Source organism: Vibrio sp. T3Y01, assembly GCF_013114525.1.
In the GTDB taxonomy this organism is placed as follows: domain Bacteria; phylum Pseudomonadota; class Gammaproteobacteria; order Enterobacterales; family Vibrionaceae; genus Vibrio; species Vibrio chagasii_B.
The window spans coordinates 52,908-69,307 of the sequence record NZ_VTXJ01000009.1; the positions used below are offsets into that span (position 1 = coordinate 52,908).

Annotated in this window: 13 protein-coding genes; 6 read left to right on the forward strand and 7 right to left on the reverse strand. The window is 45.9% G+C overall.

What is annotated here, in order from left to right:
* The first annotated feature begins 94 nt into the window (after positions 1 to 94).
* From F0232_RS11765 to hemN, 5 genes are all read left to right on the forward strand, one after another.
* A complete protein-coding gene (locus tag F0232_RS11765; protein WP_061033100.1) occupies positions 95 to 712 on the forward strand; it encodes a cytochrome c in 618 nt (205 codons plus the stop codon).
* A 570-nt stretch (positions 713 to 1,282) separates the two neighbouring features.
* Positions 1,283 to 1,921 (forward strand): class I SAM-dependent methyltransferase, encoded by a 639-nt coding sequence (locus F0232_RS11770; protein ID WP_032498331.1) that lies wholly within the window; start codon positions 1,283 to 1,285, stop codon positions 1,919 to 1,921.
* Positions 1,921 to 2,478 (forward strand): Der GTPase-activating protein YihI, encoded by a 558-nt coding sequence (gene yihI, locus F0232_RS11775; protein ID WP_008218484.1) that lies wholly within the window; start codon positions 1,921 to 1,923, stop codon positions 2,476 to 2,478. Before F0232_RS11770 ends, yihI begins: the two co-directional genes overlap by 1 nt.
* A gap of 6 nt (positions 2,479 to 2,484) precedes the next feature.
* A complete protein-coding gene (locus F0232_RS11780; RefSeq protein WP_171750792.1) occupies positions 2,485 to 2,973 on the forward strand; it encodes a DUF2489 domain-containing protein in 489 nt (162 codons plus the stop codon).
* Between the two features lie 282 nt (positions 2,974 to 3,255).
* The gene (gene hemN, locus F0232_RS11785) at positions 3,256 to 4,647 is read left to right on the forward strand and encodes an oxygen-independent coproporphyrinogen III oxidase (protein WP_008218481.1); all 1,392 of its coding nucleotides are present in this window, start codon (positions 3,256 to 3,258) and stop codon (positions 4,645 to 4,647) included.
* Between the two features lie 83 nt (positions 4,648 to 4,730).
* Here the strand turns inward: hemN and F0232_RS11790 are convergent, their stop codons facing one another.
* From F0232_RS11790 to glnA, 5 genes are all read right to left on the reverse strand, one after another.
* A complete protein-coding gene (locus F0232_RS11790; RefSeq protein WP_105057728.1) occupies positions 4,731 to 7,295 on the reverse strand; it encodes an EAL domain-containing protein in 2,565 nt (854 codons plus the stop codon).
* 108 nt (positions 7,296 to 7,403) lie between these two features.
* Positions 7,404 to 8,807 carry a nitrogen regulation protein NR(I) gene (gene glnG / locus F0232_RS11795; protein ID WP_061033102.1) on the reverse strand — a complete coding sequence of 468 codons (1,404 nt, stop codon included), beginning with the start codon at positions 8,805 to 8,807 and terminating at the stop codon, positions 7,404 to 7,406.
* Positions 8,808 to 8,914: 107 nt separating this feature from the next.
* The gene (gene glnL / locus F0232_RS11800) at positions 8,915 to 9,991 is read right to left on the reverse strand and encodes a nitrogen regulation protein NR(II) (protein ID WP_061033103.1); all 1,077 of its coding nucleotides are present in this window, start codon (positions 9,989 to 9,991) and stop codon (positions 8,915 to 8,917) included.
* 169 nt (positions 9,992 to 10,160) lie between these two features.
* Entirely contained in the window at positions 10,161 to 10,718 is a 558-nt protein-coding gene (locus F0232_RS11805) for a DUF4124 domain-containing protein (RefSeq protein ID WP_105057729.1), read from the reverse strand.
* 233 nt (positions 10,719 to 10,951) lie between these two features.
* Entirely contained in the window at positions 10,952 to 12,361 is a 1,410-nt protein-coding gene (gene glnA / locus F0232_RS11810) for a glutamate--ammonia ligase (RefSeq protein ID WP_008218471.1), read from the reverse strand.
* A gap of 562 nt (positions 12,362 to 12,923) precedes the next feature.
* Between glnA and typA the strand changes: the two genes are divergently transcribed.
* Positions 12,924 to 14,759 carry a translational GTPase TypA gene (gene typA, locus F0232_RS11815; protein ID WP_008218470.1) on the forward strand — a complete coding sequence of 612 codons (1,836 nt, stop codon included), beginning with the start codon at positions 12,924 to 12,926 and terminating at the stop codon, positions 14,757 to 14,759.
* Between the two features lie 281 nt (positions 14,760 to 15,040).
* Here typA and F0232_RS11820 read toward each other — a convergent pair whose 3' ends face one another.
* On the reverse strand, positions 15,041 to 15,577 hold the full coding sequence (locus F0232_RS11820; RefSeq protein ID WP_105057730.1) for an AAA family ATPase: 537 nt from the start codon (positions 15,575 to 15,577) through the stop codon (positions 15,041 to 15,043).
* 20 nt (positions 15,578 to 15,597) lie between these two features.
* A complete protein-coding gene (locus F0232_RS11825) occupies positions 15,598 to 16,239 on the reverse strand; it encodes a DUF2959 domain-containing protein (RefSeq protein WP_032498329.1) in 642 nt (213 codons plus the stop codon).
* Positions 16,240 to 16,400: the final 161 nt, after the last annotated feature.

Consider the following 16,400-nt stretch of genomic DNA (forward strand, 5'->3'; position numbering starts at 1 on the left):
TGTAAAATAACCGTGCTCGGCATAAGGTCGCCTATTGTACCATGAGTGGCAACATAGAGTGGTACTGGAAGCTTGATAATTATAATGGAATGTCATGAAGAAATTAGCGCTAATTTTGAGTCTTTTAGCCAGCTGCTCAGTATGGGCTCAAGGTAGTATTGAAGCTGGTAAAGCCAAATCACAAACATGTGTTGCCTGCCACGGTGCTGACGGCAACAGTCTGATCACTCAGTACCCTAAGTTGGCTGGTCAACATGAGAAGTACCTAGAGAAGCAGTTAAAGGAGCTTAAGCTAGGTATGACGAGTGGTGGTAAGCAAGGTCGTTATGAACCTGTAATGGGTGCAATGGCGATGCCTTTATCTGAAGAAGATATGGCTGACCTAGCGGCATACTACGCATCTCTACCTATCTCTAACAACTCTACACCTGAAAACGTAGTTGATGAAGGTAAGGTACTTTACACAGCGGGCAACGCAGAGCGCGGCCTAACAGCGTGTATCGCTTGTCACGGCCCTCGTGGTAACGGCACCGAGCTGTCAGGTTTCCCTAAGATTTCAGGTCAACACGCAGAATACATCAAGGCTCAACTTGAAAAATTCCGCGATGGTAGCCGTAATAACGACATGAATGCGATGATGCGTGATGTAGCTAAAAAGTTAACAGACGCAGAAATTGATACCTTATCGAAGTACGTTGGTGGTCTACACTAATTTGTCGGTTTCTCGCTCTTAGCCAGAGTGAAGAAATGTACGTTCGAGCGAGATTGAAGAAGACGCCCTGATCAGAAATGATTGGGGCGTTTTCTTTTTTAAGTTCTATTTAATAGATATTGGTGATGCTTTGTCTTTTTATTTCTAATTTATCTATGTGTGATCAATTTGTGTGCGAAAGTGTGAAGTCGCACTATTGTAGTCTTTTTGTAACACGGTAAAGTAACCGCCATCAGCTAGGAGCTGACTTAGATATGGATGATCATCTAGTCTAACGGTATAGACAGAAACGGATCAGGCTAGGACAGCCCAGCAACAAGGTGTTAGAAAAGGATAGCCAAAACTCATCAGGACGATGAACAACAAACAAATTTGGCATGGAAAGCACCAATAACAAATGGAGATTTGTGTACCAAGTTGAGTATGCAAATTTTGGCCGATATAGGCAGATTTAGAGAGCGATAGGTTTTCCTATCGCTTTTTTTATTGATTTGATGAAAAAACACCCAATACCTCTCCACTATAAACGCAGTTTCTGGTATGTTTCGCATCCCTGTTTAAGGATGTGCTATGTATACTTGTCCCTTATGCCATCACCATGGCGTGAATCACTATTTTGAAGACAAACGCAGAGCCTATCTGCAGTGTCAGCAATGTGAGCTGGTATTTGTAAAACCAGATCAAAGGTTAGAAGCAAACGAAGAGAAAGCGCACTATGATCTTCATGAGAACGATCCCAGTGATGCTGGTTATCGCCGCTTTTTATCTCGCATCGCGGATCCATTAACAGACAAAATTTCATCTAACTCACACGGGTTGGATTTTGGTTGTGGCCCAGGCCCCACGCTATCTATTATGTTAGAAGAAGCCGGACACACCATGGAGTTATACGATATTTACTACCACCCAGAAACTTCTGTGCTGGAGAAAACGTATGACTTTATGACTGCCACCGAGGTGATAGAACATCTTTACCACCCAGATAAGGTGTGGCAGCAATGGTTGAATTTAGTTAAGCCCAAGGGCTGGATTGGTCTGATGACCAAGCTAGTAATAGACGTGGACGCGTTTGCTGGTTGGCACTATAAGAATGACCCGACACATGTCGTCTTCTTTAGTCGTCAAACATTCCAGTTTTTGGCTGAGCGGGATAAGCTCGAACTCGAATTTATTGGAAATGATGTAATTTTACTGAGGAAGACCCAGTAATGAGCCGTAGTAAAAAATCTAGAAAGCCGGGAGCATATGGTGCTCCTGAAGTTATCGTTACTCGTAACCGTAGCGAATCTGACGTTGAAGGCCGTGAACGTAAGCGTATTAAAAAGCGCAAGGGCCTAAAATCGGGTAGCCGCCACTCAGATGGTAGCGAAGCAAAACAGCGTAAAGCTGCACAAGATCGCGACCCACGTTTAGGTAGCAAGAAAAAAATCCCACTGATCGTTGAACCAGTGAAGAAGCTGACTAAGCAAGAGCGTAAGCTATCTAACGAGCAAGAGTTAGAGATGCTTGAGAATGATCCACAGCTGAACACACTACTAGACCGTATCGAAAATGGTGAAAACCTAGGTGCTGGTCTACAGAAGTTCGTTGATGAGAAGCTTGATCGCATTGAGCACCTAATGGGCCGTTTAGGTTTGCTAGAGCCAGAAGACGATGAAGAAGAAATCTTCGAAGAAGCACCCGTTGTATCGAAAAAGAAAGCAAGCTCTGACGAAGACTTGTTATCTCAGTTCGAAGACATCGACTTAGACAGCTTTAAAGGTTAATAGCCAATGAACGTAACCTTATTAGCAATTGCTGGTGGAATTATCATTCTCGGCTTGGGCTCTTACGCAGGTTACCTTCTACTTCAAGTGAAGAAGCAGACGGAGTTGCAAAAGCAGCATCAAGCACTAGCGATTGAAAAACGTAACGCGACGATTTACGAAAACGTAAATACTTTGTGTCTTGCGGGTATTCAAGGCCAGTGTGATTTGCCTGAGATCAGTATCCGAGTGTGTATCATCATGGATAATGTTCAGGGAGATGAGCGTGTCGACCTTGACGCAGAATATCCGGCCCTTTCCGAGCTGTACCATATTGTTAAAGATATGGCGCGCGGAGAAGAAAGGCAGGAACTGACAAAGAAAGAGCGCATGCAGCAGAATCTCACACGCCACAAGGCAGAGGCTCGCTTGAACGATGCAGTCATCGAAGATTTGAAAAGGTTGCAAGAGAAGGTTAAGCCTCTTAATAACCAAATCAACATCCAGATGATCTAGTCACTAAGACTATTAAATATAGAGGCTTGTTTACTACCGGTGTTTTTAAGATGAATTATCTTTAACCCGAGAGCTAAATGAGCCTTCTTACCTTTTGCGCCTCTGTATTCCGGTGCATTGTTAGTGATCAAGCTAGCAGTTCTGAGTTTTTATCTAGAAAATGGATTTTGTCTTGAAACGACCTTACAGGTCGTGTGGCAAAATAACCCGTCTATATTTTAATGTATGTAAATTGATTTGAGAGAGCCTACGTTCTCGCGGATCTAAATTGGAAGTACCGCTATGTCGAGCAAGCCAGTAACAACGAATCAGCAAATCGTTTGGGACCAAGAAATCTTAAACAAGTACAACTATTCGGGACCTCGTTACACTTCATACCCAACTGCGTTGGAGTTCCATGAAGCGTTTACCGTCTCTGATTACGACATGGCGTGTACGCAATACCCAGAGCGTCCACTGTCGCTTTACGTGCATATCCCGTTCTGCCATAAGCTTTGTTACTACTGTGGTTGTAACAAGGTGATTACTCGTCACTCGCACAAAGCGGACGAGTACCTAGATGTGATTGAGCATGAAATCCGCCAACGTGCTTCTTTATTGAATGGTCGCGAAGTGACTCAATTGCACTTCGGCGGTGGTACACCAACCTTCCTAAGCAAGACACAAATCACGCGTCTAATGATGATTCTACGTGATGAGTTTAACTTCACTGCTGACGCTGAGATCAGCATCGAGGTTGACCCACGTGAGATTGAACTCGATGTGCTGGATCACCTGCGCAACGAAGGCTTCAACCGCCTGAGTATCGGTGTTCAAGATTTCAATAAAGAAGTGCAAAAGCTGGTTAATCGTGAGCAAGATGAAGAGTTCATCGTCGCTATGGTTCAGCGTGCTAAAGAGCTTGGCTTCCGTTCAACGAACCTAGATTTGATTTACGGCCTACCGAAGCAGACTCAAGCATTGTTCGCTGAAACGCTGAAGCAAGTGCTTGAGATGAAACCGGGTCGTCTATCGGTATTTAACTACGCTCACATGCCACAACTGTTTGCGGCGCAGCGTAAGATTAAAGATGAAGACCTGCCAAAAGCTGAAGAGAAGATGGCGATCTTGCAAGATACTATCGAGACGCTAACGGGTGCTGGTTACCAGTTTATCGGTATGGACCATTTCGCACTTCCTGAAGATGAGCTAGCAGTGGCGCAGCGTGAAGGTGTGTTGCACCGTAATTTCCAAGGCTACACGACTCAGGGCGAATGTGACCTAGTAGGTTTTGGTGTGTCGGCTATCTCTATGGTGGGTGACTCTTACGCGCAAAACCAAAAAGAGCTGAAGAAATACTACGCTCAAGTGAATGACCTTCGCCATGCGCTTTGGAAAGGTGTAGCACTCGATAACGATGATTTACTGCGTCGTGAAGTGATTAAGCAGCTGATCTGTAACTTCAAACTCGACAAGACGATGATCGAATCTGAGTTCGCTGTTGATTTTAATCGCTACTTCAAAGAAGACTTAGAGCTTCTGCAAACCTTCATCAACGATGACTTGGTTGAGGTAGACGACAAGGAAATCCGTGTAACGCTTCGTGGTCGTCTGTTGATTCGTAACATCTGTATGTGTTTCGATAAATACTTGCGTGCTAAGGCTCGCCAACAGCAGTTCTCTCGAGTTATCTAATTACTCGCTCGAGAATAAAAACATAAAAAATGCCAGCATCACGCTGGCATTTTTGTATTCGACTTACTCTAATCTTAGCTTGCTTAGGCAGTAGTCTGTTTGCGGCCTTGTTTAGCGTTAGCAAGATCAGTCGGCCATTGGTCAAACGGCACCGGGCGACTGTATAGGAAGCCTTGCGCCTGCGGACATTGTAGCTGTTTAAGCAAGTCAGCTTGCTGCTGAGTCTCAACCCCTTCAGCGACTAAGCTAACCTTGAAGCCTTTGGTGATATTGACGATAGCGGCAACAATTGAGCTGTCTAGGTTCTCTTTATCGAGCTTGCTGACGAAGCTGCGGTCGATCTTAAGGCAGTCGAATGGCAGTTTTTGTAGGTAGGCCAGCGACGAATATCCGGTACCAAAATCATCAATCGCAATTGAGATACCTAATGCTTTGAGTGTCAGCATGTTGTCGATGACCGTTGGGTCGTTGTCGACGATTCGCGATTCGGTGATCTCCAAGGTGAGGTTCTTCGCTGGTAGCTTGGTCTCACTCAGAGTCTTCTTCACTAAATCAATGAACCCATTCTCACTAAGCTGGTCAACTGAGAGATTAACGTGAATAGAGAAGTCTTCACTCCACTTGCCTGACTCGATTGCGATAGCCGTATCTCGGCAAGACTTGTGCAGGATCTGCTTACCTATGTCGTAGATAAGGCCGCTCTCCTCGGCAAGAGGAATAAACTCTAATGGTGAGATAATGCCTTCATCTGTTACCCAACGCGCTAGCGCTTCAGCCCCTATGGTTGAGCCTGATTCGAGATCGATGATTGGCTGATAAAATGGTTCGAACTGTTGAAGGTCGATCGCTTTATTGAGACGCGCCAACATCTTGGTTCTATGCCTAGAAGCGTTCCCCATTTCCGGGCTGTAGATACTGACGCGGGCTTTGTCTTGCTTGGCGTTGCTCAATGCAATGCTGCTATTGCGAAGCCACACAGCAATATCTTGATCGTTGGATACATGGACAATACCGATAGAGACTTTGACAACCACACTCTCAGACTCCATCGCAAACGGAGAGGCGAAGGTCTGCAGTAGGCGATTTGCCAGCAGCTGAACGTCACTCTCTTGAGTGACGCTTGGTGCGTAGATAGCAAACTCATCACCACCAGTACGAGCCAGTAGATACTCTGATGGCAGCATGCCTCGTAAGCGCGCTGCCGATATGATCAACAGTTGGTCGCCATTGTAATGACCAAGGCTGTCATTGATGTCGCGGAAGCGGTCTATACCTACCAAGAAAAGCGTGCCTTTATCGTTTCCTACACTTTTCTTGGCTGCATCGATAAAGCCCTCTCTGCTATAGAGCTTAGTGAGCGAATCATAAGTCAGCTGAGACTGAAGCTGCTTGAATGAGGTTTTCAAGTTGCTGGCCATCTCATTGAACGCTTCGACTAACATACTGGTTTCATAGATATTGCCAGACCTTGGCATGCTACTGTCCCAGTCACCGTTGGCAAGGCGCTTTGCAGCATCAGCGGTGGAGGTAATTGGCTGGGTTACTCGGTTAAAGGCAATTAAACCTAGGATGATGCCAATGCAGCTTAGTGCGAGTCCAATCAACCAGCTATTTCTTTGACTTTCAGGCAGTTCACCAAGCAGATTAGTTTCTGGGATCGACATGCCGATAAACCAAGTAATGCCGTATTCATCTTGATAAGGCGTTATTTGATTGAAGTACTGCTCGCCATCTAGGGTAAACCTGAAGCGTTGGACGCCCATATTTTCAATCAAGTGCTGCTGGTCAACGTAGCTGGCGCTCTCTCGTATCACAGGGTTAGCACTCTCGATGGCCAATAAGCGTTGGCCTTTATGTGTTTTTCCTGTCCCCCAAGAAACCACACTGCCACTACCTGAGTGGGCAACCAAGCGTTGCTGCTGATCGATGATGTAAACCGACGCATCGGTTTTTTCTTTCAGTTCTCTCAAGAATGCGTTGAAGGTGTTGATCTTGATATCGCTAACGATAACTGCTTTGAACTCGTTGTCGTCATAGATAGGAGCAAGAGCTGAAAGGGTGATCTCTTGGCGTTCGTCCGCGTTGGCATAGATTGGAGACCATGACGGCTGTTTGTCATTGACCACTGGGCGATACCAAGGACGAACTCTAGGATCGTATCCGGAAATGACCGAGCGAATATCGTCACTGATCTTACTGCCGCGATAGATAACCAGCTGATCTTGAGTGCGGTCATCTTGGAGCATTAAGGTATAGCCGTTGTTGGCCTCTTTACGAAAACCGATATAGTTACCGTCTTCTGAACCAAAGCCGATCACATCTAATTGAGGGACGGCTGTGAAATGGTCAGAAAACTTATAAAGGATGTAGTCTTGAACCTGACTCAGGTTTCCGGGCTGATAAAGCTTGTGATAGCCGATGTTCTGACTGAGCGAGAGATTGGCGTGAAATGGCCTTTCTAAGAATTCGGCCAGGCTTTTGTGAACGTTATCTGTGAGTGATGTTAGCTGACGTGCACTAATATCATTCACCATCTCTTTGTAGCTTTGCTTTTGAGTGAAAACCATTACGCCCATAGTGCACAGAAAAATCAACACGAAGGGCAGAACCACAGCGGTTCTCAATGTAATTTGTGTTTTCAAAGACATCGTTAGCTACAACTTTGGTGAATAGTGTACTGTAATTGTACCGACACTATTCAAACCAAGCGACACTTTTTTGGTTAAAAAGTAGCTGCATCGAGAGTCATATAAGGCCTAGTACAGTTCTTTGAGTTTACGAGTTAGGGTGTTCCTTCCCCAGCCCAAAACCTTGGCTGCGTCTTGTTTGTGACCATTCGTATGGTTGAGTGCAGCCTCTAGCAGTATACGTTCAAACTCCGGAAGAGCATAAGTGAGCAGCTCTTTTTCTCCTGAATCAAGCGCACATTTTGCCCAATTAGCAAGTAGCTGCTGCCAGTTATCTCCAGTACCTGATGGTGTGGCGGTTTTTTCTTCCAATAGCTCCGGTGGTAGGTCTGAAGGAAGGATTTCACTACCGCTCGCCATCACGGTCAACCAACGACAGATGTTCTCTAGTTGACGAACGTTACCAGGCCAATTTAGCTGGTTCAGTTTGATTATGGTTTCTGGGTGCAGCGTTTTCACTTCCACACCCAACTCTTCAGCCGCTGAGGCTAGGAAATGATGAGTCAGCTTTTCGATATCTTGTTTACGTTCACGTAGGGCAGGAATGTGAATCCGAATCACATTGAGTCGGTGGAACAAATCTTCACGGAAATCGCCTTCATGCACTAGTCGTTCTAGATCTTGGTGGGTTGCCGCAACGATACGAACGTCTACCTTAACTGCAGAGTGACCGCCGACACGATAGAACTGACCATCAGAAAGTACACGCAACAAACGAGTTTGAATATCGAGTGGCATGTCGCCTATCTCATCCAGAAATAGGGTGCCGCCGTTGGCTTGTTCAAAGCGTCCTTGGCGAACGCTGTTAGCGCCGGTAAAGGCACCTTTCTCGTGACCAAACAGTTCGGATTCGATGAGGTCTTTCGGTATTGCCGCCATATTGAGAGCGATGAAAGGCTTCTTTGCTCTTGGGCTATGACGATGCAAAGCGTGAGCAACCAACTCTTTACCGGTACCCGACTCACCATTAATCAGTACTGATATTGATGAGCGAGACAGACGACCAATAGCACGAAATACCTCCTGCATTGCCGGAGCTTCACCAATGATCTCTGGCGCATTGGTCTCTTCAGAGGCCTCACTGGCTTGTTCGCGCTTCTGCTCTTGGCTGTGGGCGATCGCTCGTTCTACGAGCGTGAGCGTTTCATCGATATCAAATGGCTTAGGCAGATATTCAAAGGCACCTTTTTGATAAGCATTGACTGCAGCATCTAAGTCGGAGTGCGCCGTCATGATGATCACCGGGAGGTCGGGAGAGCGCTGATGCACTTGATGCAATAGTTCGATTCCGTCAATGCCGGGCATGCGAATATCAGACACTAGTACATCGGGTGTCTCGCGTTCAAGAGCAAGCAGGACGCTCTCGGCATCAGCAAATGTTTCACACTTTATATCCGCAGACGAAAGTGTTTTCTCTACTACCCAGCGGATAGAGCTGTCGTCATCGACGACCCAAACGTATCCCTTACTCATAATTCAATTCCTTTGCAGCCAAATCTATTGTGATAATCATTGTTTTTATTGTTCTGTATTCGTTTCTTGCCTGAAACTCAGTTTCTCATTGAGGGGTGTCACTTCGTTTAAATCGGCAAGTAAATCGTAAATGTGGTGTTCCCTGGCCAGCTCTCGACATCGATTTTTCCGTTGTGCTGGTCGATCAGGTTCTGAGAAATGGATAGTCCCAGCCCTGTGCCGCCTTCACGGCCACTGACCATGGGGTAGAACAGGGTGTCTTTTAATTCATCGGGGATACCCGGACCGTTATCGCTGATCTCAATACGTGCCGCGAGTTTGTGTCGCTGACCATGAATGTTGGCTTGATGCACCGTTCTGGTGCGAATGGTAATTTTGCCCGAATCTTGTGCCTTTAAAATCTGAGCCGCATTGCTCACGATATTGAGCATCGCCTGTTCCACCTGCGCTGAGTCCATCACTATTGGTGGCAAGCTTGGATCGTAGTCTCGCTCAATCGCCAGTGTGGAGCCGGACTCGAGCTCGACCAACTGTCTGACTTTTTCGAGTATCTGGTGGAGGTTCTCTTCTGACTTGGTTCCCGGCTTTTGTGGGCCAAGTAGGCGGTCGACCAGAGCACGCAAGCGGTCGGCTTGCTCAATAATGATCTGGGTGTATTCATTCAGCGACTGATCGGGAAGCATCTTTCCAAGTAATTGCGCTGCCCCTCTTAAGCCACCTAAAGGGTTCTTTATTTCATGAGCTAAACCGCGCACTAACAGCTTCGCCGCTTGTTGTTGCGCATGTTGGTTTAACTCTTGGCTAAGGCGCCTTTGCTGGTCTATCTTGCGCATCTCTACGAGCAACAGGGTTTCACGCTGCCAGGTAATTGGACTAACCGTCACCTCAAGCATCAGCGGGCGGTTGTCGACGACAAAGGTCACGTCGCTATCGGTAATGCTCTGGCCGCTTTGTAGAGGTTGAGTTAGAAGCGCTAAGTCGAGCGAGGCGTGTTGGATAAGTTGACTTAATGGGTGATCAACAATGCGTCTCGCACTTTGTGAAAAGAGTTGTTCAGCCGCCGGGTTGGCGTATCGCACGTATAACTGCTCATCGAGCATCAATGTCGAAGTCACCATATTGTCGAGAATGGCGTTGGAAAGATGGTGTGTATCTATGCTGTCGCTTTTGGCTGATCGATTCACTGTTTCGTCCTTGAACTGGTGTTTTTTCTCACTGCACCAAATTGGTGCGTAGCTAAGTTCAAGTATGGCGCATATCAATCAGAAGCTAAAGATAATTCAATAAAGTTGCTGAAAGCTGTTGAGAACAGGTAAAAAATCGCGGTAATTCAGTCTCTTTTAACCCATTGGCCTACTTGATCGTCGCTCGATGTAAATACACGGTGACTGGAGTAGTAGATGCAATAAGCTTGCCGCTTCTATGTGCTTGAATTGCAATGGTGTGAGTACCTCGATCGATATCTTTCAACTGCCAAGTCGGTTGAGTTTGTGGTGCGCCATAACGTCGCCCATCGAGCATCAATTGCAGTTGCTCACCAATGCCCAGTTTGCGGTTGAGTTCGATTTGAATCGAGATTAACCCACGGTTGCTACGAATGGTTTGATCGTGAATAGGAGTGAGCATGGTGAGAGCTAGTGGCGCTGGGACCTCTCGCTCAGATTGCTGTGTGTTGGGTTGATCTTGGCTTGGAGAGGGTGTTGAAGCTTTTGCGTCAACGGGTTGAGAGCTCTCAAATTTAGGTGCGGGTGCTGAGGCTTGAACATCCGGAAGCTGAAGTGACTTGGCACCTTCGCCTGTTGGTGTATCACTAAAATGGAGTACGTCATCTTCATCCACCCAGGTATAAACCGTTTGAGCTGAGCATGAGAGTGCGACTGTTAACCCGATCAGGAACAGTATGTTTTTCATATGGTTGGCCTCTTTTCACCGTTAGGTGATTTCACGTTTGGCGTTGGCTTTGTTATTGATTTTATTGTATTTAGTTCGACAGGCTCTGAGGGCTTTTGTCTATTATCTTAGGCATGGTACGAAGAAGGAGGGGTTGGGAGAATATAAAAAAGGCCCGCCTGCGAGGCGAGCCTAATATTTAGTTAGCGATTCTTACAAGGTTGCAGTAAGAAATGGCTTATCTCTACCTGAGATTAAACTGAGTAGTACAGTTCGAACTCAAGTGGGTGTGTAGCCATGTTCACGCGTTGTACATCGTCAGATTTCAGAGCGATGTAAGAATCGATGAAGTCGTCAGAGAATACGCCGCCAGCTGTTAGGAACTCACGGTCTTCGCTAAGCGCTGCTAGAGCTTCTTGTAGAGATTCTGCAACTGTTGGGATTTCAGCTGCTTCTTCTGCAGGAAGGTCGTATAGATCTTTATCCATAGCTTCGCCTGGGTGAATCTTGTTCTTGATGCCGTCAAGGCCAGCCATAAGCATTGCTGAGTAGCATAGGTATGGGTTAGCTGCTGGGTCACCAAAACGTAGCTCGATACGACGTGCTTTAGGGCTTGGTACTACTGGGATACGGATAGAAGCAGAACGGTTACGTGCTGAGTAAGCAAGCATTACAGGTGCTTCGAAACCAGGTACAAGACGCTTGTACGAGTTTGTAGATGGGTTAGCAAACGCGTTGATTGCACGAGCGTGCTTGATTACACCACCGATGTAGTAAAGCGCCATTTCAGATAGGCCGCCGTACTTATCACCAGCAAACAGGTTAACACCGTCTTTTGCTAGAGATTGGTGAACGTGCATACCAGAACCGTTGTCACCAACTAGTGGCTTAGGCATGAATGTCGCTGTTTTACCAAATGCGTGAGCAACGTTGTGTACAACGTACTTGTAGATTTGAGTTTCATCAGCTTTTGCTGTTAGCGTGTTGAAGCGAGTTGCGATTTCGTTTTGACCCGCAGTTGCTACTTCGTGGTGGTGAGCTTCAACTACTAGGCCCATCTCTTCCATTACTAGACACATTGCTGAACGGATGTCTTGAGATGAATCTACAGGAGCTACTGGGAAGTAACCGCCTTTAACGCCAGGACGGTGACCTTTGTTACCGCCTTCGAATTCAGTACCTGTGTTCCAAGCTGCTTCTACGTCGTCGATCTTGAAGAAAGAACCAGACATGTCGTTTGAGAACTTAACGTCGTCAAATAGGAAGAACTCTGGCTCTGGACCAACTAGAACTGTGTCTGCGATACCAGTAGAACGTAGGTACTCTTCAGAACGTTTAGCGATAGAGCGTGGGTCACGGTCGTAGCCTTGCATTGTTGCAGGCTCTAGAATGTCACAACGGATGTTCAGTGTTGCGTCTTCTGTGAATGGGTCCAGTACAGCAGATGCTGCGTCTGGCATCATTACCATGTCAGATTCGTTAATGCCTTTCCAACCAGCTACTGAAGAGCCGTCAAACATTTTGCCTTCTTCGAAGAAGTCTGCATCAACTTGGTGAGAAGGAATAGAGATGTGCTGCTCTTTACCTTTTGTATCAGTAAAACGTAAGTCGATAAATTTAACTTCGTTCTCTTGGATCAGGGATAGTACATTTTCTACTGACATCTTGGATAACCTCCAGTGTTATTAATTCGGTATTAGCTCGATTCGGTTGAAACTAGCATTGATTAATGTCTAACAAGTGCATTAATCGATGCTGATTTATCTATAGCCAAAAGCGTGCCAAAAAAATTATTCCATTAATTTCAATGATTTACTTGTTTTGTTGTTTCGCTTACTTCTGATTTTGCACCAAAATGATCTCTGGTTGCACCAAGTTGGTGCGATTGTTTGTCTGTGCACCAATATGAGACAAAAGCGAACACCATTCAGCAATGAATTGCAGACATTGTCAATCCACTTTTGTTATTTAGCCAGAGTTTCGGCGAGTTACTCGCGTACGAGACTTTTTAGAATCCTACAGATTTTGCTAGCCAACACTGTACTGAATCAAAGTTAAGCCAATGTGAATCGCTAACTAAGAAAAAAGCCTTGGTTCAGATCACATATTTCTGGGTTTTTGTCTAGAATCTGGTATATTATTGACCGTTTTTTTAATCAAGCTAGTGGCATTTCCTCTATTTTCAGAGGTCATTTGCGGCTACTTTTATGAGTGAATCGAGAATCCATGTCTACTCCACAGATTGATAAGTTAAGAAATATCGCGATCATCGCGCACGTTGACCACGGTAAAACGACTTTGGTTGATAAACTGCTACAACAGTCAGGCACTCTTGAGTCTCGTGGTGAAGCTGAAGAGCGTGTCATGGATTCGAATGACATCGAAAAAGAGCGTGGCATTACCATCCTTGCTAAGAACACAGCAATCAACTGGAATGATTACCGCATCAACATCGTAGATACCCCGGGACACGCGGACTTCGGTGGTGAAGTTGAGCGTATCATGTCTATGGTTGACTCTGTTCTGCTTATCGTTGACGCAGTTGACGGCCCAATGCCTCAAACTCGTTTCGTAACGCAAAAAGCATTCGCACACGGTCTTAAGCCAATCGTTGTAATCAACAAGATTGACCGCCCAGGCGCTCGTCCTGATTGGGTTATGGATCAAGTATTCGACCTTTTCGACAACCTAGGTGCGACTGATGAGCAGCTAGACTTCACAGTTGTTTACGCTTCAGCTCTAAACGGTTGGGCAACAATGACTGAAGGCGAAACTGGTACAGACATGGAACCATTGTTCCAAGCTGTTGTTGATACAGTAGACGCGCCAGCTGTTGACCTTGACGGTCCACTACAAATGCAAGTTTCTCAACTAGATTACAGCTCTTACGTAGGTGTTATCGGTGTTGCACGTGTTACTCGTGGTTCTGTTAAGCCAAACCAACAAGTATCTATCATCGGCGCTGACGGTAAGAAGCGTAACGGTAAAGTAGGTACTGTACTAGGTTACCTAGGCCTTGACCGTCACGAAGTTGAACAAGCTAACGCTGGTGACATCATTGCAATCACTGGTCTTGGTGAGCTTAAAATCTCTGACACTATCTGTGATGTGAACAACGTTGAAGCGATGACTCCGCTTTCTGTTGATGAACCAACAGTAACAATGACGTTCCAAGTAAACACTTCTCCGTTCGCGGGTAAAGAAGGTAAGTTCGTAACTTCACGTAACATCCTTGAGCGTCTAGAGAAAGAACTAGTACACAACGTTGCACTACGTGTTGAACAAACAGACGATCCAGACCGTTTCCGTGTATCTGGTCGTGGTGAACTTCACCTTTCTATCCTGATCGAGAACATGCGTCGTGAAGGCTTCGAGCTAGCAGTATCTCGTCCAGAAGTAATCATCAAGAAAGACGAAGATGGCAACCTAACAGAACCGTTTGAAACTGTGACTATCGACGTGCTTGAAGAGCACCAAGGTGGCATCATGGAAAACATCGGTCTACGTAAAGGTGAGCTAACTGATATGTCTCCAGATGGCAAAGGCCGTGTTCGCATGGACTTCATGATGCCTTCTCGTGGTCTTATCGGTTTCCAAACTGAGTTCCTAACGCTAACGTCTGGTTCTGGTCTTCTTTACCACACGTTCGATCACTACGGTCCACACAAAGGTGGCGTAATTGGTCAACGTAACAACGGTGTTCTAATCTCGAACGCAACAGGTAAAGCTCTGACTTACGCTCTATTCAACCTACAAGAACGTGGTCGTCTATTCGCTGAGCACGCGGACGAAGTATACGAAGGTCAAATCATCGGTATTCACAACCGTTCAAACGACCTGACAGTAAACTGTCTGAAAGGTAAGCAGCTAACGAACGTTCGTGCATCTGGTACTGATGAAGCACAGGTTCTTTCGCCACCTATCCGTCACACTCTAGAGCAAGCTCTTGAGTTCATCGACGAAGACGAACTAGTAGAAGTAACGCCAGAAAACATTCGTATCCGTAAGAAGCTTCTTACTGAAAACGAACGTAAGCGTGCAGCACGTCCAGCTAAAGCTTAATTGCTCGCTGACTAGCTTCTAGCTAAATAAGAAAGCCCTGAGTAGCCAAGCTGCTCAGGGCTTTTGTTTTTTAGTTTGTTTAGATTCTAGTAAACGGGATGCGAGATATGAAGAGCGCGTTTAGACTGGAAATAGCTAGGTACTAAGAAGGTGAGTATCTTCGGTGCCTGTTCTTTTTTATCCATTTCCTGTCATCGAATCGTCATTCCAGAATTGAGGAACGAAATATCTGGAATTTCTCTTAGATATACACTGGCAGCAGGCAAGATATGCTCACTAAGTTAGAGCGTAGCTTTGATTGCTAGCTGACTTTCAACGAACAGCACTCGCTCAGCGACCGACATAAACGGCACTTCAACCACCTCATAACCTAGCTCTTGATAGACGTTGACTAGAGCGTGGTGAAGCTCTAACGCTTCTTCAAATGGGTAAGGGCGCACTTCATCTTGAACATAGATCGAAACCTCGGGGCGACAGAATAATACTTGAGAGTGGTAACCTTGGCTTGCATCTCGGTAGGTCGCATCTATCTCTAGGTTAGCCTGAGCCAAATAACCGCAGATGTCGGGAATGGCGCGATCGAGAAAGGCAATCGGATGTTGATTGGCTTGGTCTTTTTGCTCGCACATCACACCTAAACAAAGCTCAGCAAAGCCGGGAAGGTCTATCCAAGGCAAGGTACCGTCTTCAAGCTGACTTTGTTGTTCTATTAACTGGCGAGAGGACTCTGCGAAGTTGGGGTAACCCGCATCAGCCAAGGCATTAATAAGTGTGGTTTTTCCGGCGCCAGGGCCGCCAGTTATAATGATTGGGTTCATACGGGCCTATCTTGTTTTGTCTACTTTTGATTCAGCTGAGCAAGGAATTTATCCGACTCGGCAATCGCTGCATTCATCTGTTTGATCGCGTACGCGATGTCTTTTTCTAGGCTCATAAACTCACCTTGCAGTGAACCAACCGCACTCGCATTGAGGTTGTGTTTCAGATAAAGGGTGTTGTCTCGCAGAGTATTGAGTACTGGGTCCATCTTCTTCTCTGCACGCTTCATGGCTGACAGCATGGTTTGGTAAGACGATTTAGTTTCACGCAGTTTTTGTTCACTCGATCGACGTAGGGAGTCACTGGTGTAGAGGTCGAGTTCGGCTTGCCACTCTTCAAATAACGCATCAGACACATCTTCAATCGCAGCGATTCGGTCACTCACATTTTGCGCTGCTTTTTCGCTGTCTTGGTATTTATCGTTTATTTTGTTGTACATGTCTTCTAGGTCGCCGCCACTGAAATTAGTCAGGCTGCTGAGTGCTTCAAGTGCGCTGGTAAACTCTTCCTGAGCATCCTGCTGCGACTCTTTTGCATCTTCTACTCTGTCGACCATGATGTCACGTTTGTGATAGCCCACTTGCTCCATTGCAGAGTAATAAGCGGATTGGCATCCAGTAAGAGTAAAAATAGAGAGGACTATAACTATTAAATAAGGCATCCTTGTTTCCTATAGTTAAATAATATCAATCGTAGTAAATAACCGCTCAACCTAGCTTGTTAAAATGCTCGATAACGGCGTTAGAATTTTTGATTGTAGAATAACTACTTATCAAAACTATTCTTTGCCGAGAAGGGTTGCCTTGTTCTCAAGCCTTTTTC

Bases quoted from the DNA above. Each gene is read 5' to 3' on its own strand.
- F0232_RS11765 (WP_061033100.1), top strand. From the start codon at position 95: ATGAAGAAATTAGCGCTAATTTTGAGTCTTTTAGCCAGCTGCTCAGTA.
- F0232_RS11770 (WP_032498331.1), top strand. From the start codon at position 1,283: ATGTATACTTGTCCCTTATGCCATCACCATGGCGTGAATCACTATTTT.
- yihI (WP_008218484.1), top strand. From the start codon at position 1,921: ATGAGCCGTAGTAAAAAATCTAGAAAGCCGGGAGCATATGGTGCTCCT.
- F0232_RS11780 (WP_171750792.1), top strand. From the start codon at position 2,485: ATGAACGTAACCTTATTAGCAATTGCTGGTGGAATTATCATTCTCGGC.
- hemN (WP_008218481.1), top strand. From the start codon at position 3,256: ATGTCGAGCAAGCCAGTAACAACGAATCAGCAAATCGTTTGGGACCAA.
- F0232_RS11790 (WP_105057728.1), bottom strand. From the start codon at position 7,295: ATGTCTTTGAAAACACAAATTACATTGAGAACCGCTGTGGTTCTGCCC.
- glnG (WP_061033102.1), bottom strand. From the start codon at position 8,807: ATGAGTAAGGGATACGTTTGGGTCGTCGATGACGACAGCTCTATCCGC.
- F0232_RS11805 (WP_105057729.1), bottom strand. From the start codon at position 10,718: ATGAAAAACATACTGTTCCTGATCGGGTTAACAGTCGCACTCTCATGC.
- glnA (WP_008218471.1), bottom strand. From the start codon at position 12,361: ATGTCAGTAGAAAATGTACTATCCCTGATCCAAGAGAACGAAGTTAAA.
- typA (WP_008218470.1), top strand. From the start codon at position 12,924: ATGTCTACTCCACAGATTGATAAGTTAAGAAATATCGCGATCATCGCG.
- F0232_RS11820 (WP_105057730.1), bottom strand. From the start codon at position 15,577: ATGAACCCAATCATTATAACTGGCGGCCCTGGCGCCGGAAAAACCACA.
- F0232_RS11825 (WP_032498329.1), bottom strand. From the start codon at position 16,239: ATGCCTTATTTAATAGTTATAGTCCTCTCTATTTTTACTCTTACTGGA.